Annotated in this window: 16 protein-coding genes; 7 read left to right on the top strand and 9 right to left on the bottom strand. The window is 68.6% G+C overall.

Annotated elements, in window-relative coordinates; translation table 11 throughout:
• Positions 1-33: 33 nt before the first annotated feature.
• Positions 34-2,124, bottom strand: coding sequence for a DEAD/DEAH box helicase (locus tag ABD255_RS32160; RefSeq protein WP_344220558.1), 2,091 nt, complete (start codon positions 2,122-2,124; stop codon positions 34-36).
• 324 nt (positions 2,125-2,448) lie between these two features.
• Here ABD255_RS32160 and ABD255_RS32155 point away from each other — a divergent pair, with 324 nt between their 5' ends.
• Entirely contained in the window at positions 2,449-3,138 is a 690-nt protein-coding gene (locus ABD255_RS32155) for a ferritin-like fold-containing protein (RefSeq protein WP_344220557.1), read from the top strand.
• A 73-nt stretch (positions 3,139-3,211) separates the two neighbouring features.
• Here ABD255_RS32155 and ABD255_RS32150 read toward each other — a convergent pair whose 3' ends face one another.
• The 6 genes from ABD255_RS32150 to ligD form a co-directional block, all read right to left on the bottom strand.
• Positions 3,212-3,472 (bottom strand): GlsB/YeaQ/YmgE family stress response membrane protein, encoded by a 261-nt coding sequence (locus ABD255_RS32150; RefSeq protein ID WP_344220556.1) that lies wholly within the window; start codon positions 3,470-3,472, stop codon positions 3,212-3,214.
• A gap of 219 nt (positions 3,473-3,691) precedes the next feature.
• Positions 3,692-3,967: a GlsB/YeaQ/YmgE family stress response membrane protein gene (locus ABD255_RS32145; protein WP_344220555.1), complete on the bottom strand. Its 276-nt coding sequence runs from the start codon at positions 3,965-3,967 to the stop codon at positions 3,692-3,694.
• Positions 3,968-4,115: 148 nt separating this feature from the next.
• Positions 4,116-4,343 (bottom strand): DUF3107 domain-containing protein, encoded by a 228-nt coding sequence (locus ABD255_RS32140; RefSeq protein WP_270136913.1) that lies wholly within the window; start codon positions 4,341-4,343, stop codon positions 4,116-4,118.
• 161 nt (positions 4,344-4,504) lie between these two features.
• Positions 4,505-5,134, bottom strand: coding sequence for a TetR/AcrR family transcriptional regulator (locus ABD255_RS32135; RefSeq protein WP_344220554.1), 630 nt, complete (start codon positions 5,132-5,134; stop codon positions 4,505-4,507).
• Positions 5,135-5,199: 65 nt separating this feature from the next.
• On the bottom strand, positions 5,200-5,406 hold the full coding sequence (locus ABD255_RS32130; protein ID WP_344220553.1) for a hypothetical protein: 207 nt from the start codon (positions 5,404-5,406) through the stop codon (positions 5,200-5,202).
• Between the two features lie 55 nt (positions 5,407-5,461).
• A complete protein-coding gene (gene ligD / locus ABD255_RS32125) occupies positions 5,462-6,388 on the bottom strand; it encodes a non-homologous end-joining DNA ligase (RefSeq protein WP_344220552.1) in 927 nt (308 codons plus the stop codon).
• A 112-nt stretch (positions 6,389-6,500) separates the two neighbouring features.
• Between ligD and ABD255_RS32120 the strand changes: the two genes are divergently transcribed.
• The 3 genes from ABD255_RS32120 (at position 6,501) to moeZ (ending at position 11,693) form a co-directional block, all read left to right on the top strand.
• Positions 6,501-7,418: an alpha/beta fold hydrolase gene (locus ABD255_RS32120; protein WP_344220551.1), complete on the top strand. Its 918-nt coding sequence runs from the start codon at positions 6,501-6,503 to the stop codon at positions 7,416-7,418.
• A gap of 177 nt (positions 7,419-7,595) precedes the next feature.
• The gene (locus ABD255_RS32115; RefSeq protein ID WP_344220550.1) at positions 7,596-10,322 is read left to right on the top strand and encodes a Calx-beta domain-containing protein; all 2,727 of its coding nucleotides are present in this window, start codon (positions 7,596-7,598) and stop codon (positions 10,320-10,322) included.
• A gap of 180 nt (positions 10,323-10,502) precedes the next feature.
• A complete protein-coding gene (moeZ, locus tag ABD255_RS32110) occupies positions 10,503-11,693 on the top strand; it encodes an adenylyltransferase/sulfurtransferase MoeZ (RefSeq protein WP_344220549.1) in 1,191 nt (396 codons plus the stop codon).
• Between the two features lie 97 nt (positions 11,694-11,790).
• Here moeZ and ABD255_RS32105 read toward each other — a convergent pair whose 3' ends face one another.
• Both ABD255_RS32105 and ABD255_RS32100 read right to left on the bottom strand, forming a co-directional pair.
• Positions 11,791-12,588 carry a maleylpyruvate isomerase family mycothiol-dependent enzyme gene (locus ABD255_RS32105; protein WP_344220548.1) on the bottom strand — a complete coding sequence of 266 codons (798 nt, stop codon included), beginning with the start codon at positions 12,586-12,588 and terminating at the stop codon, positions 11,791-11,793.
• A gap of 2 nt (positions 12,589-12,590) precedes the next feature.
• Positions 12,591-13,232 carry a TetR/AcrR family transcriptional regulator gene (locus tag ABD255_RS32100; RefSeq protein WP_344220547.1) on the bottom strand — a complete coding sequence of 214 codons (642 nt, stop codon included), beginning with the start codon at positions 13,230-13,232 and terminating at the stop codon, positions 12,591-12,593.
• 87 nt (positions 13,233-13,319) lie between these two features.
• Between ABD255_RS32100 and ABD255_RS32095 the strand changes: the two genes are divergently transcribed.
• From ABD255_RS32095 to ABD255_RS32085, 3 genes are read left to right on the top strand one after another with little or no spacing between them, the layout of a single operon-like run.
• Positions 13,320-13,586 (top strand): DUF2277 domain-containing protein, encoded by a 267-nt coding sequence (locus ABD255_RS32095; protein ID WP_020385754.1) that lies wholly within the window; start codon positions 13,320-13,322, stop codon positions 13,584-13,586.
• Positions 13,587-13,598: 12 nt separating this feature from the next.
• Positions 13,599-13,967: a hypothetical protein gene (locus ABD255_RS32090; protein WP_344220546.1), complete on the top strand. Its 369-nt coding sequence runs from the start codon at positions 13,599-13,601 to the stop codon at positions 13,965-13,967.
• 56 nt (positions 13,968-14,023) lie between these two features.
• Positions 14,024-14,863, top strand: coding sequence for an LLM class F420-dependent oxidoreductase (locus ABD255_RS32085; protein WP_344220545.1), 840 nt, complete (start codon positions 14,024-14,026; stop codon positions 14,861-14,863).
• The last annotated feature ends 12 nt before the right edge of the window (positions 14,864-14,875 follow it).

Raw genomic sequence — 14,875 nt, 5'->3', positions numbered from 1 at the left:
CTCCGAACGGTAACCCGACGGCTACCTACTGCTCTACTCCGGTGAGGTGAAGGTCGGCAGTACCGCGCTGACAGCCTTCTTGACCGCCTTCACCGGCTTCTCGGCAACCTTCTTGACCTTGGCAGGCTTGGATTCGGCCGCCTCCTCGGTCTTGACAGCCTTCTTGGCAGCGGTCTTCTTGGCGGCCGCTTTCTTCGCCGGCTTCTCAGCGGTCTTCTCCGCCGCCTGCGCAGTCTTGGCCGCCTTCTTCGCAGCGGTCTTCTTCGCCGGCTTCTCAGCCTTGGCCGGCGTCTCCGCCTTCTCGGCCTCGACCGGCTGCTCGGCAACCTCCTTCGCGGCCCGCTTACGAGCCGGCGCCTTCTTGGCCGGCGCCGCCTCCTCCGCAGGAGCCTGCTCGGCGACTGCCGGAGCGCTGGCCTCCACGTCGACAGCCTGCGCCGTACTGCGGCGACGGGTCCGCGTCTTGCGCTCCGTCGTCACCTCGGCTGCTGCCTCTGGCGCGGCCGGAGCGGCACTCTGAGCGCTGACCGACTCCTCGTTCGCCTCTGCGGTGACGGACTCCGCGCCCGCCTCCGCCGTACGACGGCGGCGGTTGCGCTGGCGGGGCTTGCGCTCCGTCGTCACCTCGGCGGCCGGAGCTTCCGCGGCCTGGGTCGACGACTCCGCCGTCGGCGGCACCGCCGTCTTCGCCGTCACGTCCGCCTCGGACTTCTGCTCGCCCTCGACCGGCTGACCGGAACGCAACCGCCGCCGGTTGCGGTTCGGCCGCTTCCGCGCCGGACGGTCGCCCGAACCCTCGGCCTTCGCCTCGTCGTGCGTCCGCTCGCGATCGCGATCACGGGCGTGTTCACGGCCATGATCACGGCCGCCGTCGCGCCCGTGATCGCGGTCGCCGCGCCGCGGCTTGCTGTCCCGGGCCGGCCGCTCGACCTCGCGGACCGGCTTGATCCGGCCCTTGGCCTCGGTCGGGATGCCGAGATCGTGGTAGAGCTCGGGGGAGGTCGAGTAGATCTCCTGCGGCTCGTCGTAGGGCAGGTCGAGCGCCTTGTTGATCGTCTTCCAGCGGACCAGGTCCGGCCAGTCGACGAAGGTGACCGCGATCCCGCTCGCCCCGGCCCGACCGGTACGGCCGATCCGGTGGATGTAGGCCTTCTCGTCCTCGGGGCAGGTGTTGTTGATGACGTGCGTGACGCCCTCGACGTCGATACCGCGGGCGGCCACGTCGGTGCAGATCAGCACATCGATCTTGTCGCCGCGGAACCTTGTCAGCGCCCGCTCCCGGGCCTGCTGGTTCAGGTCGCCGTGGATCGCGGCGGCCTGGAAGCCGCGGTCGATCAGGTCGTCGGTGAGCCGGGACGCCTCCCGCTTGGTGCGGCAGAAGATCATCACCCGGCCACGGTCGTCGGCCTGCAGGATCCGGGCCACCACCTCGGGCTTGTCCAGATCGTGCGCCCGGTAGACGAACTGGGCCGTGGTCGGCACCATCTGGGTGTCCTCGTGCGACTCCGCCCGGATGTTCAGCGGGTGCCGCATGTGGGTGCGCGCCAGGCCGATCACGGCCGACGGCATCGTTGCCGAGAACAACATCGTCTGGCGCAGCTCGGGGGTCTTGCGCAGGATCCGCTCGACGTCGGGCAGGAAGCCCAGGTCGAGCATCTCGTCGGCCTCGTCGAGCACCAGCACCTTGATGTGGCTCAGGTCGAGCACGCCGCGGTTGGCCAGGTCGAGCAGCCGGCCCGGAGTACCGACGACGACGTCGACGCCGGCCTTGAGCTGGTCGAGCTGCGGGTCGTAGGCGACGCCGCCGTAGATGGTCAGGATCCGCACGGACCGCACGGTGGAGGCGGTGGTGAGGTCCTTGGCGACCTGGATGGTCAGCTCGCGGGTCGGGGTGACGACCAGAGCTTGGGGCTTGCCGGGCGCGGCCAGCTCCTCGTAGTCGGCTTCGCCGGGGGAGATGGTGCGCTGCAGCAGCGGGATACCGAACCCGAGGGTCTTGCCGGTACCGGTGCGGGCCTGGCCGATCAGGTCGGTCCCCATCAACGCGACGGGGAGCGTCATCTCCTGGATCGGGAAGGGCTCGACGATGTTGACGCGATCGAGCGCGTCACAGATCTCGGGCATGACCCCGAGCTCTCGGAAGGTGGTCAGGCTGATCGCCTCTCACATGCTTGTACGGACAGTTGCGACAGTGGCCGGGTGGGCGTTGTCTGCCCTACTTTTCACGGCGCGGGACACTGTGCAAGCGGCTCGCACCAGCTGCCCATCTGGGCGCGTCACCGGCGAAACACCGTCCAGTGTAGCGGGAATACCCGCCACGACCGCTTCGTGCGCTTGGCGCCCCCGCACGCTCCGGCCCGATAGTGTGCGCTCCATGACCGAGCATCGCGAGGGAATCAGACAAAACAGTCCGACTTGGAGCCTCGCGAACACCGCAGCGAAGCGAGGATGTTCGTGAGTGAGACGACGGCCTTCGACGACCCCGCCTACCGGGCCGCGGCGGTGGATCTGCTGGGAGTCCTGGCGTACGGCGAACTGACCGCGTTCGAGCGGATCGCCGAGGACGCCAAGCTCGCCCCGACCCTCGACGACAAGGCTCAGCTGGCCCAGCTGGCGACCACCGAGTTCGGCCATTTCGTCCGGTTGCGGGACCGGCTGGTGTCGCTCGGGGTGGACCCGATGGACGCGATGGAGCCGTTCGTCACGCCGCTGGACGCGTTCCACGACCACACCGCGCCGGCCGACTGGCTCGAGGGCCTGGTCAAGGCCTACGTCGGCGACGGACTGGCGAACGACTTCTATCGCGAGGTCGCCGCGTACGTGGACGCCGACACCCGGGCCCTGGTGCTCGAGGTGTTCGCGGACTCCGGCCAGGCCGAGTTCGTGGTGGACCGGGTCCGGGCCGCGATCGAGGAGGACCCGAAGCTGGGTGGCCGGCTCGCGCTGTGGGGACGCCGCCTGGTCGGCGAGGCCCTCAGCCAGGCCCAGCGGATCGCCGCCGACCGCGACCCGCTCGCCGCCCTGCTGGCCGGCAGCGTCGACCGCCCCGGCCTCGATCTGGCCGCGATCGGCCGGATGTTCACCCGGTTGACCGAGGCCCACACCGCCCGGATGACCGCCCTCGGTCTGCAGGCCTGAAAGGCCCCAAGCCTGAGAAGCAGAGCGGCCGCCTGCCCCGCTGGGGTGGCGGCCGCTGTGGCGGTGGTCCTGCTCAGACTCTTGCTTTACCGCTGTTGCGCGCCGAGATGACGGCGACGACGACCGCGGCGCAGACGATCTGGATCAGGTACTGGATCCAGTCGGGCCCGTCGGTGTCCTTCACGTCGAGGAAGTAGGCGATCAGACCACCGATGAAGGCGCCGATGCCGCCGCCCAGGATGGTCCAGCCGAGGCTGATGTTCTGCTTGCCCGGAAGCACCAGCCGGGCCAGCGGCCCGAAGATGACTCCGGCGATGAGACTGACGATGATCATCCAGACCCAGTACACAGTTCCTCCTAGAAGGTGACTGACCTGACCTTCTGGTGTCCAGCGTCGAACAGACCACCGGCCGGGCAGGTCTGGTCCTCATCGTCCTCTCACCGCCGCGTGCCCGCGCCGCGACTCGCCGTGACCGCCGGATGTTCACCAGGCAGAAACCGAGCCGGCCGCCACCCCCGGAGGGTGACGGCCGGTTCGGCAGTGAACTGAAGGTCAGACGGACCGGGTCCTCGACGACCGTCCGGTGACCATGGCGGCGATGACCACCAATACGGCCGCGACGATGATGCTGATGATCCAGCGCACCCAGTCGATGCCACTGGTGGCCTCGACGCCCAGCGCGGCGGCCAGGTAGTACCCGATCAGCACGCCGCCGATACCGCAGATCACCGTGAGCCAGAGAGGGATGTTGTCCCTGTCGCCTGGTGCCACGAACTTGCCGAGCAGTCCGATGATGATGCCGGCAATGATCACTCCGATAATTTCCATGACGCTGGTTCCTCCTTGTGACGACCGCGCCCACGCGGTGTGACGTTTTGTCTCGCCGCACGGGACCGGTTACCGGCGTCCGTCACACCCAAACGTGTCTGGAATCAACTGTTGCCGAACAGCTGCCCGGAGTTGGCTGAGCCGGCAGCTAGATGGCGCCGAAACCGACCTTGCGGATCGAGACCTCGCCGATCTCCACGTAGGCCAGCCGGTCGGCCGGGACGAGCACCTTGCGGCCCTTCTCGTCCGTCAGCTGCAAGAGATTGGACTTGCCTCCGAGCGCGTCCGCGACGGCCTTCTCGACCTCTTCGGGGCTCTGCTCGCTCTCGAGCACCAACTCGCGATTGGCGTGCTGTACGCCGATCTTGACCTCCACGAAACCCTCCCGGGCACGTTCCGACCGGCGGCTCTCGCCGGTACCCGATTCGAGCCTATCCGCTGCGGCCCCCGGGTTCTCACCCGTCCGCCCAGAGCAGAACCTCCGGTACTGCGAACGCGCGCGCTCCGGCCACGGTGGGACGTAGTACGGGGGAGGGGTCAGCTCTCGGTGCGGGGGAAGCCGCGGATGCCGCGCCAGGCCAGGCTGGCGACCAGGTCGGCGGCCTGCTCCTGCGCCAGGGTGGGGTTGTCGGAGGCCAGCCAGTAGCGGGCGCTCACCTGCGCCATCCCGACCAGGCTGACGGCCAGCACCATCGACTGTTCCTTGTTCAGCCCCGCGTCCGCGCTGATCACCTCGGAACAGGCCTCGGCGCAGGCGTGCGTGACCCGGTCGACCCGCTCGCGGACGGCGGGCTCGTTGGTCAGGTCGGACTCGAAGACCAGCCGGAACGCGCCCTGGGCGTTCGCGACGTACTCGTAGAAGGCGTGGATTGTCGCGCCGACGCGCTCCTTGTTGTCCTCGGTGGAGCGCAGCGCGTCCCGGACCGAGGCCACGATCGCGTCGCAGGAGGTGTCCAGCAGGGCCAGGTAGAGCTCCAGCTTGCCCGGGAAGTGCTGGTAGAGCACGGGCTTGGAGACGCCGGCGCGATCGGCGATATCGTCCATCGCGGCGGCGTGGTAGCCGTTCGCGACGAAGACTTCCTGAGCCGCCTCGAGCAGTTGCGCGCGGCGGGCCAGACGCGGCAGGCGGCTGCCGCGCTTGGGCGCAGTCTCCGGTGTCGTCGACACGTCGGCTCCTTCGGTGGTGCGGTCCCGGCGGCGTACGACCCCCGGGTAGTTGAACCGAATCCTACCTAGCGGTAGTCGTCGTCGTCCGCTTCGCCGATCGATCGGCGCTGCTCGTCCACGTCGGCGGGGTCCGCCTCGACCGGTGGTTCGGTCACCTCGTCCTGCTGCTGCTCCAGACCAGAGGGCATCTGGTATTGCTCCAGCACGTCGGCCTCGGGTGCCTCGTCGGGCACCTCGACGGCGGGGGACTCGTAGTCGGAGTTGCTGGTCATGGAGCTCTCCTTTCGCGGAGGCGGCGTCCGAGCCTGGTACCCATAGTCGGGGCAGTTATGACGGTAGCGGCTGCGGATCGTCGTACAGGCCCTCCAACACGTCCCCGTACTCCTCGATCCGCGCCAGTACGTCGGCCGGCAGGAACGTCAGGTCGGCCACGTCCGTCGCGGCGGCCACCTCGTCCCAGTCGATCGGGGTCGAGACGCGGGGTTCCTCCGCACCGCGCAGCGAGTACGGCGCCAGCGTGGTCTTGGCGCTGGCGTTCTGGCTCCAGTCGATGAACACCTTGCCCGGGCGGAGCGCCTTCGTCATGTTCGCGGTCACGTTCTCCGGCAGTGCCTCGGCGAGTTGCTCGGCGAGTTGCTTGGCGAACGCGCTGGTGGATCGCGAGGAAGCCGGCTCGATCGGGACGTACAGGTGCATGCCCTTGTTGCCGGAGGTCTTGGGCCAGCCTTCGAGGTTGAAGTGGTTCAGCAGTTCCCGCAGCGCCAGGGCCACGTCGCAGCACTCCACGATGGTGGCTCCGGGGCCCGGGTCCAGGTCGAAGACGATCAGATCGGCCTGCGGGTTCTTGCCCTCGTCGGACAGCCCGATCCGCCACTGCGGAATGTGGAGTTCCAGCGCGGCCAGGTTGGCGAGCCAGACGACGGTGGGGATGTCGTCGGCGATCACGAAGTCCGCTTCGTCCCGTCCAGTGGAACTGCCCGGAGTAGGCAGAGTCACGGTGCGAACCCAGTCCGGAGTACCGCGGGGTGCGTTCTTCTCGAAGAAGTAGGCCGCTCCGGTGCCGTCCGGCCAGCGTTTGCGTGTCAGTGGCCGGTCCTGCAGGTGCGGCAGCAGCAGCGGCGCCACTTGCAGGTAGTAGTCGATCACCTCTGCTTTGGTGAACCCGGTCTGCGGATACAGCACCTTGCCGAGGTTGGTGAGCTTCATCGTCTGCCCATCGACCTCTGTCGTCAGTTGCTTCGGTGCAGCAGCCATGCGTCCTACCATGCACTATGTGCCCTGCTCCGGAGGTTCTTCGGCGCTTCCGGCACCCAGGCACGCACCTCGAAACCGCAAATCACTCGAACAACCTCCGGGACAGCGCACAGTGGACACTTACGGGCCGGCAACCGGTGCTTCGGCGGCGTCGGGCGCGCAGGAATGGCCGGCGCGCACGGTGCCGGTCGCGGGCGTGGATCTGCTGGTCAGGGACGTGCCGGGTGCGGCCGAGCACCTGCCGCCTGCCTTGTTCGTGCACGGCCTCGGCGGGTCCTCGCTGAACTGGACGACTCTCGGACTGCTGCTGAACGACACGGTCCGCGGCCTCGCGCCCGACCTGCCCGGATTCGGCCGTACGCCGCCGCTGCGTGGCCTGGGTGGCATCACTCAGCAGGCGGACGTGCTCTCAGACCTGATGGATCGCGAGTTCGACGAGCCGGTGCACCTGTTCGGCAACTCGATGGGCGGCGCGGCCGCGGTGACCCTGGCGGCACGTCATCCGGAGCGGGTGCGGTCGCTCACCCTGGTCTCTCCGGCCCTGCCCCATCCACGGGCTTCGGCCATCTCGCTGTGGTTCCTCACGCTGGCGACTCCCCGGCTGGGTGAGGTGGTGCTGGACCGGTCGCGGCGGCTGCCGTTCGACCGCCGGCTGAAGACCTCCATCTCGATGGTCTACGGCGATCCGACGGCGCTTCCGCCGGAGGTCCTCGAGGCCCACGAGGCAGAGTTGCGCCGGCGGGACGACGACGAGTGGCAGCCGTACGCGACGGTCGAGGGAGCGCGCAGCCTGATCCGTTCCTACCTGGCGCCGGCGCGCCGATCGTTGTGGGCCGACGCCGCCAGGATCACCTGTCCCGTCCTGCTGATCTACGGCGGCAGGGACCGGCTGGTCGACTCGCGGATCCGGACCAAGGCACACGACGCCTTCCCGGACGCCCGGTTGCTGTACCTGCCGAACTCGGGCCACGTCGCGCAGATGGAACACCCGCAAGAGGTCGAGCGGGCCTTCCGGCAACTGATCTCCTGACACCCGGGGCGGTAGCACTAGCACCGGATCCACCGGTTCCGACACCGACCTGGGTCGGCCCTCTCGGCGGCGAGGTCATCCCTGGGGATGATCCTGGCGCGATTTCGTGGCCCCCGACAACCATCCGCGCGCGACCGGAGTCAGACGGATGATCTGTCTGCTGACGAAAGGACCGCTGTGCGGGTACTCGGACGTGTGGGGCTGGTGATCGCGCTGCTCGGTGGAGCGTCGGCCGGCCCGGTGGCGGCGGCTCAGGCCGCACCGCCTGACCAGCCAGTTGTCAAAGGCAAGGACTGGCGAGTGGAACCGGTAGCCGACGGCTATCGGGTCACTCTCGATTTGACCACGCCGGCGCCGCTGCGCGACGCGTTGCCGCTGATCGCGGTGAACGGCGTACCGGTCGGGCCGGCGAAGCAGTCGGCCGACCGCCGGAGCGTCACGCTGACCAGCCCTGACCCGGCGCTGCTGAAGGCCAAGGACGTCAAGTTGGTCTGGTCCGGTGATCTGGGCAAGGAGAACGCGAAGAAGGGCAAGAGCCTGGCCGGCGGTGTCACCGATGCCGACTGGTTGAAGGCACCGCAGGGACCGCCGCTGGCAGTCGATCCCGGCGCTGCCGGGAAATACGCTGTCGAGACCACGGAGTACAACCTCGGCGACGAAGCTGTCTTCCTGCCCGGGCTCGGGTACAAGTCCGAGATTCGTGGCAAGGTCTACTCGCCTCGCGGGGCGGTCGGCGCGCGACCGCTGGTGATCTTCCTCCACGGCCGGCACCAGGTCTGCTACGGCGGCGACGACGGGAACAACCCGTCGTATCTGCCGTGGCCCTGTGGCAAGAGTGAGAAGCCGGTGCCGAGCTTCCGCGGGTACGACGGGCCGGCGAAGGCGCTCGCCGGCAACGGCTACCAAGTCGTCTCCATCAGCGCGAACGCCGTGAACGGCTGGGACAGCGACGTGAACGACTCCGGTGCGCAGGCCCGCGCCGAGCTGATCCTCGACCACCTCGACCTGTGGAAGAAGTGGTCGACCATCGGCACCGGCCCGTTCGGTGCCAAGTTCGTCGGCAAGGTGGACCTGAAGAACATCGGCCTGATGGGCCACTCGCGCGGCGGCGAAGGCGTCGCCCGCGCGGCCGTGCTGAACGCGGATCGCGGTGGCAAGTACGGGATCCGGGCAGTTCTGCCGCTGGCGCCGACCGACTTCGCCCGGGCGACCGTCCCCGGCGTCGCGATGAGCGTCATCCTCCCGTACTGCGACGGCGACGTGTCCGACCTGCAGGGCCAGAAGTTCTACGACGACACCAGGTACTCCGTTGCCGGCGACACCGCGCCGCGATCCACCGTGCTCGTGCTCGGCGCGAACCACAACTTCTTCAACACCGAGTGGACCCCCGGCCAGTCCGAGGCGCCCTCGAACGACGACTGGTGGGGTGAGGAGAAGGAGTCGCCGTGCGGCGCGAAGTACGCGGGCCGGCTGACCGCTGAGGAGCAGCAGGCGTTCGGAACCGCCTATATCGCGGGGTTCTTCCGGCTCCAGCTCGGCCACGAGACGACGTTGCTTCCCCTGCTCGACGGATCGAACAGCCGGGCCACCTCGGCCGGGCGAGCCGTAGTACGGGTGGTTGCGCAGGCTCCGGCCGGTGCGAGGCGTGACCTGAACCGCTTCGACCAGGCGCTGCCGGCGGGAGCTGTCACGGGCAAGGTCAAGGCGACCGTTTGCTCCGCGACGTGTGTGACGAGCGAGGACCGCCCGAAGTCGCCGCACTGGGTCGAGGCCTGGTACGCCGCCAAGACGCCGACCACCGCCGTCACCAAGCTCACCTGGACCGGCAAGGACGGAGTCGTGCGGGTCAACCTGAGCCCGCTCCAGCGTGACGTCCGCCGGTACTCCGCTCTGTCGTTCCGCGCGGCGCCTGATCCGGCGGGTGCGCCCAGGACGGATCTGACGGTTCGGGTGGTCGACGGGCGCGGGCGGGCGGTCGCAGTACCGGCGTCTAGTGTTGGTGACGCGCTCGTCCGGTTGCCCGGGAGCGACGAGGGCGGTCTGCCGAAGAGCTTGCTCCGCACGGTGCGGATCCCGACCAGTTCGCTGAAGGGGATCGATCTGCGGGATGTCCGCGCGGTAGAGCTGCGGACCGACAAGGTCGCCACAGGATCGGTGTTCGTCAGCGATCTGGCGTTCTCCAAGCCCGACCTGGGCAAGTCCGCGCCGTCGAAGCTGCCGTCCCTGTCGGCCTCCAGCGTGAAGCTGCGGGAAGGCGACACGGGCACCCGGAACGTCGACTTCTGGGTGACGATGTCGCGGCCCAACCCGCGGCCGGTCACCGTGTACGCCGAGACGAACGGCGACCTCGGCAGCGTCGTCGGGGAGATCGCCCGCAAGCTCGTCTTCCGCCCCGGCCAGACCCGGCAGAAGGTCACCGTCCCGATCAAGGCGAACACTCGGGACAGCTACGACCTCAACTTCAGCCTGGTGCTGTCGGTACCGCAACAAGCGCTGCTCGGGAATTCCTTCGGCCGCGGCGTGGTCGTCGACGACGACCCGACCCCCACGATGACGATCGGCGCCGCCCAGGCGTCGGAGAACGCGAAGCTCCTCAAGTTCCCCATCAAGCTGTCCGCTGCCAGTGACCGGTATGTCTCGATCACCGGCAACCTCAAGGACGGCACCGCGACCCTCGGCCAGGACTACCGCTCAGCCGACGACGACGGCACCTCCACCCCGCCCATCACCGACTTCTACGCCTACGTGGACGCAGGCCAGACCACCGGCGAACTAATAGTCCAAGTCCTGGACGACAAGCTGAAAGAGCCGACCGAGACCTTCACCGCCGAAGTCCAGGAGGCCGAGGGCGCCCTCTTCACCCTCCCCACCACCCTCAGAGCCACCATCCTCGACAACGACTGACCACTCCCGGCGCTGCCCTCCGGAGCAGCGCCGGCCATCCGGCGGCGGTCAGCGGTGAGACAAACGTCCCGGGATGCGGACCTTCCCGCCTCACCTTGGAGCGGTGCGGGAACATGGAGGAGGGAAAGATGGTTGAAACCCGGAGATCCCGCAAGTTTTCCCGCTGACGAGGAGCGCCACGTGTCACTGCCACCGCTGGTCGAACCGGCCGACGAGCTGACGATCGACGAGGTCCGCCGGTATTCGCGGCACCTGATCATCCCCGAGGTCGGGATGGCCGGTCAGAAGCGGCTGAAGAACGCCAAGGTGCTGGTCATCGGCGCCGGCGGCCTCGGCAGCCCCGCGCTGCTGTACCTGGCCGCGGCCGGCGTCGGCACCCTCGGCATCGTCGAGTTCGACACCGTCGACGAGTCGAACCTGCAGCGCCAGATCATCCACGGCCAGTCCGACATCGGGAAGTCCAAGGCCCAGTCGGCCAAGGAGTCCATCCTCGAGGCCAACCCGTACACGAACGTCGTCCTGCACGAGACCCGGCTGGACAACGACAACGTGTTCGAGATCTTCGAGCAGTACGACCTGATCGTCGACGGCACCGACAACTTCGCCACCCGGTACCTGGTGAACGACGCCGCGGTGCTGCTCGGCAAGCCGTACGTCTGGGGCTCGATCTTCCGCTTCGACGGCCAGGTCAGCGTCTTCTGGGCCGAGCACGGCCCGTGCTACCGCTGCCTCTACCCGGAGCCGCCGCCGCCCGGCATGGTCCCGTCCTGCGCCGAGGGTGGCGTGCTGGGCGTGCTCTGCGCCTCGGTCGGCGCCGCCCAGGTGACCGAGTCGATCAAGCTGCTCACCGGCATCGGCGACCCGTCGCTGGGCCGGCTGAACATCTACGAGGCGCTCGACCTGAACTGGCGTGCGCTGAAGGTCCGCAAGGACCCGAACTGCGCGATCTGCGGCGAGAACCCGACCGTCACCGAGCTGATCGACTACGAGAGCTTCTGCGGCGCGATCACCGAGGAGGCCGCCGACGCGGCGGCCGGTTCCACCATCTCGGTGAAGCAGCTGAACGAGTGGATCAAGCTCAAGGACAACGGCGAGAAGGACTTCGTCCTGATCGACGTCCGCGAGCCCAACGAGTACGAGATCAACCGGATCCCGGGCTCGGTGCTGATCCCGAAGGCCGACTTCCAGACCGGCGTCGCGCTGGAGCAGCTCCCGCAGGACAAGCAGCTGGTCTTCCACTGCAAGTCCGGCGTCCGCTCGGCCGAGGTGCTCGCGATCGCCAAGGGCGCCGGCTTCTCCGACGCCGTGCACGTCGGCGGCGGTGTGGTCGCGTGGGTCGACCAGATCGACCCGTCGCAGCCCGCTTACTGAGTTCCGCAACAGCCCCGCGCCGTACTCCGGTACGCCGCGGGGCTGTTGTATTCAACGGCACCCGGCAAGACCCCACCGCCGCGCCGGGGTTGATGCCTCAGAAATCCATCCGGCAGGTTGTCACCGCTTCGAGGCCCGCGGGGTCCCCGTCGACCAGCTCGACGACCGGGTGATCGTCTCGACCCGACAGCGTCCGCATGAACGCCATCGCGTCGATCCGCACGGTGGCGATCGGATCACCCTCGCCGAGCCGGTAGGTGCCGCCTCCCCGCCCGGTAAGGACCAGCACGACCGGAGTGCCCTGCCAGAACGGCCCGTCCACCACATCGAGCATCACCTGCGCGATCACCTCCTCGGCGTACGGTCCCGGGTCGAAGTCGCGCCCCAGCGCCTGGCAGACGTCGTCGCGATGCATCCACAGGTCGCGGGCCAGCAGGATGTCCTGGACGTAACCGAGGTCAATCTCCTCGAAGCCGGGAACGCCCTCGATCTTCACCGTGAAGTTGCGGATGAACCGCGGGTTGCGCGCGATCGTCCGGTCCGCCCTGGCCCACAGCTTGTCGAACCGCTCGCGCAGTACGGCGGGCGGCGTACCGCGGTGGTCGTCGGCCTGGATGCGCATGTGCGCGTCGAGCAGCACCACACCGGGGTACGCCCGCTTCGCGCGGCGGTCCCGCAGCGGGAAGGACCACGGCCTGATCACGTCCTCGGCCTGTCCGCACAGGTGCCCGACGATGTCGGCGACGTCCCACTCGGTGCAGACCGTACGACGCTTCCACTCGGTCCCGTCCAGGGACTCCAGCAGGTCGTGCCAGGCCCGCAGCTCCGCCTGGCGGTGCAGCCGGGTCGTCGGACGGTCGGCCCGGGCGATCTCCCGGGCAGGTACGGCGGTCATGGTCATGTCTTCCCCCTGGTCGGTCGGTAGCGCTGGTGGAACATCTCGAGCACGACCGGCATCAGCCTCGTGAAACGGCCCTGCTCGAAGGTTGCGTTCGGTTCGTTCGCGAACTGCTGGGACAGCAGGCCCGCCGTCATCGAGGTGAACAGGGCGAGGCCCTCCTCGCTCGCGGCGTCGGGGTGGAGTTGGCCGGCGTCGGCGGCTGACTGGAGATGCTGCCGGAGGTCCGCCATGGATTCCTGGGCCGGCGCGAAGGCCTCGGGCGAAGGCTCGAAGCCGGGGACCGTGCGCCAGAAGAGCAACTGGCTGAGCACCTGGTTCTCCATCGACCACCGGCAGAACGCGGTGACCCCGATGACGCTCAGCTCGAGCTGGTCCCCGGTCGTCGCCGTACTGCGTGCCTCCCGCTGGGCGTCGCGGATCTGCTCGGCGCCGCGCTGGAAGAGGGCGTCGTAGATCGCCATCTTCGACGGGAAGTACTGGTAGAGCGACGGCGGTTGCATCCCCAGCTTCCGGGCCACCGCGGACAGGCTCAGCGCGGCCACCCCCTCGATCTCCATCAGCGCGATGGAGGCGTCGAGGATCTCGTCGATGGTCTGCTGCCGGCGCCGCGAGCGGCGATCCAGGCCTGTTGTGCTCATGATCTGAGGAAAACCTAAGGGTCTTAGGTAAGTCAATAGCTCGTAGAGTCCGGGTCTTCTGTCCCCGGCGCGACGTACTGTCTTGGCATGTGCAGAAACATCACCGTTCTTCGTGGACTTGAGCCTGCGGCCACCTCGGAGGAGATCTACGCGGCGGCGTTGCAGTACGTGCGCAAGGTGACGGGCGTGGGCTCGCTCAGTGCGACCACCCGCGGCCCGATCGAGCGCGCCGCCGCCGAGGTCGCCAAGATCACCGAGGCGCTGCTGGAGGAGATGCCGGAGCGCCGCGTCCCGCCGCAAACCGTGCCACCGCTGCGCCGGCCCGAAGTACGGGCGCGTCTCGGTCTGGACTGACGGCGTACGGGGGTGGGGCGCGTCGTGCTCGACGGCCGACGCCGGCAGGCGCTGGTCTTCGGGCTGATGGTGGTCGGCGTGGTGCTCGCGCTGACCTGCCTGAACGCCCAGGCGGAACTGGTGCGCCGGCGCAGAGCCGCGTGTGACGGCTCGATGCCACTGCCGACCACGGCCTACGTGCTCGGCGGCATCGGGCTGTTCGTCGGCCTGCTCGCGCTGGTCCTGCTGTTGCGATGGTTTGGCCACAGCCGCCAGTTGATCGCGTTCATCCTGTTCGCGACAGCCGTGGCCGGAGTGATCTTCCAGATCTTCGTGCTCATCACGGCGATTCAGGCGGACACCTCGGTCACCCCCGTCTGTGGTTCCCGCCTACCGGGCTGACCGACACTGGCGCGGTAGTTTCTCAGGGGAAACCCTTTACCGAGAGGCGGCGGAAAATGCGGTTCGCGATCAAGACCAGGCCCGAACACACCACCTGGCAGCAGTTGCGCGACGTCTGGATCGCCGCCGACGACTTCGAGATCTTCGAGTCCGCCTGGCACTGGGACCACTTCTACCCCCTCAGCGGCGACATGGCCGGCCCGAACCTCGAGGCCTGGACGTCGCTCGCGGCCCTGGCCCAGGCGACGAAGCGGATCCGCGTCGGCTGCCAGGTCACCGGCATGATCTACCGCCACCCCGCCGTCCTGGCCAACATGGCCGCGACCACCGACGTCATCTCCGGCGGCCGCCTCGAACTCGGCATCGGCGCCGGCTGGAACCAGATGGAGTGCGACGCGTACGGCATCGACCTGCCGCCGCTGAAGGAGCGCTTCGACCGCTTCGACGAAGGCGTCCAGGCGATGATCGCGCTGCTCACCGAGAAGTCCGCGACCTTCGACGGGCAGTACGTGAAACTCACCGACGCGTACTGCGAACCGAAGGCGGTCCAGACCCCGCACCCACCGATCACCATCGGCGGCAAAGGCCCCAAGCGCACCCTGCGAGCCGTCGCCCGCTGGGCCCAGCACTGGAACGTGATCGTGCCGAGCCCGGCGGAGTGGAAGCCCCTCAAGCAAGTTCTGCTCAACCACTGCGAGGACGTCGGCCGCGACCCCGCCGAGATCACCTGCTCGGTGAACGTCCGCATCGAGCCGGACCAACCCCTGGACCAGGCCGTCGCCGCCGCCGCGGCGTACGGGGAAGCCGGCGTGGACCTGGTCGTCATGAACCTGCCCCTGGCCTCCCCGCCGTCAGCTGTCGAGCCGCTGGCCAAGGCGCTCGCTCCACTCGCCTGATCCCTTCTCCGA

Source organism: Kribbella sancticallisti (assembly GCF_039530625.1).
Lineage (GTDB): Bacteria > Actinomycetota > Actinomycetes > Propionibacteriales > Kribbellaceae > Kribbella > Kribbella sancticallisti.
The sequence above is the reverse complement of the archived record's forward strand: the minus strand, read 5'-3'. Positions and strand labels throughout refer to the sequence as shown.

Bases quoted from the DNA above. Each gene is read 5' to 3' on its own strand.
- ligD (WP_344220552.1), bottom strand. From the start codon at position 6,388: ATGGCTGCTGCACCGAAGCAACTGACGACAGAGGTCGATGGGCAGACG.
- ABD255_RS32085 (WP_344220545.1), top strand. From the start codon at position 14,024: ATGCGGTTCGCGATCAAGACCAGGCCCGAACACACCACCTGGCAGCAG.
- ABD255_RS32155 (WP_344220557.1), top strand. From the start codon at position 2,449: ATGTTCGTGAGTGAGACGACGGCCTTCGACGACCCCGCCTACCGGGCC.
- ABD255_RS32145 (WP_344220555.1), bottom strand. From the start codon at position 3,967: ATGGAAATTATCGGAGTGATCATTGCCGGCATCATCATCGGACTGCTC.
- ABD255_RS32150 (WP_344220556.1), bottom strand. From the start codon at position 3,472: ATGATCATCGTCAGTCTCATCGCCGGAGTCATCTTCGGGCCGCTGGCC.
- ABD255_RS32100 (WP_344220547.1), bottom strand. From the start codon at position 13,232: ATGAGCACAACAGGCCTGGATCGCCGCTCGCGGCGCCGGCAGCAGACC.
- ABD255_RS32095 (WP_020385754.1), top strand. From the start codon at position 13,320: ATGTGCAGAAACATCACCGTTCTTCGTGGACTTGAGCCTGCGGCCACC.
- ABD255_RS32160 (WP_344220558.1), bottom strand. From the start codon at position 2,124: ATGCCCGAGATCTGTGACGCGCTCGATCGCGTCAACATCGTCGAGCCC.
- ABD255_RS32105 (WP_344220548.1), bottom strand. From the start codon at position 12,588: ATGACCGCCGTACCTGCCCGGGAGATCGCCCGGGCCGACCGTCCGACG.
- ABD255_RS32130 (WP_344220553.1), bottom strand. From the start codon at position 5,406: ATGACCAGCAACTCCGACTACGAGTCCCCCGCCGTCGAGGTGCCCGAC.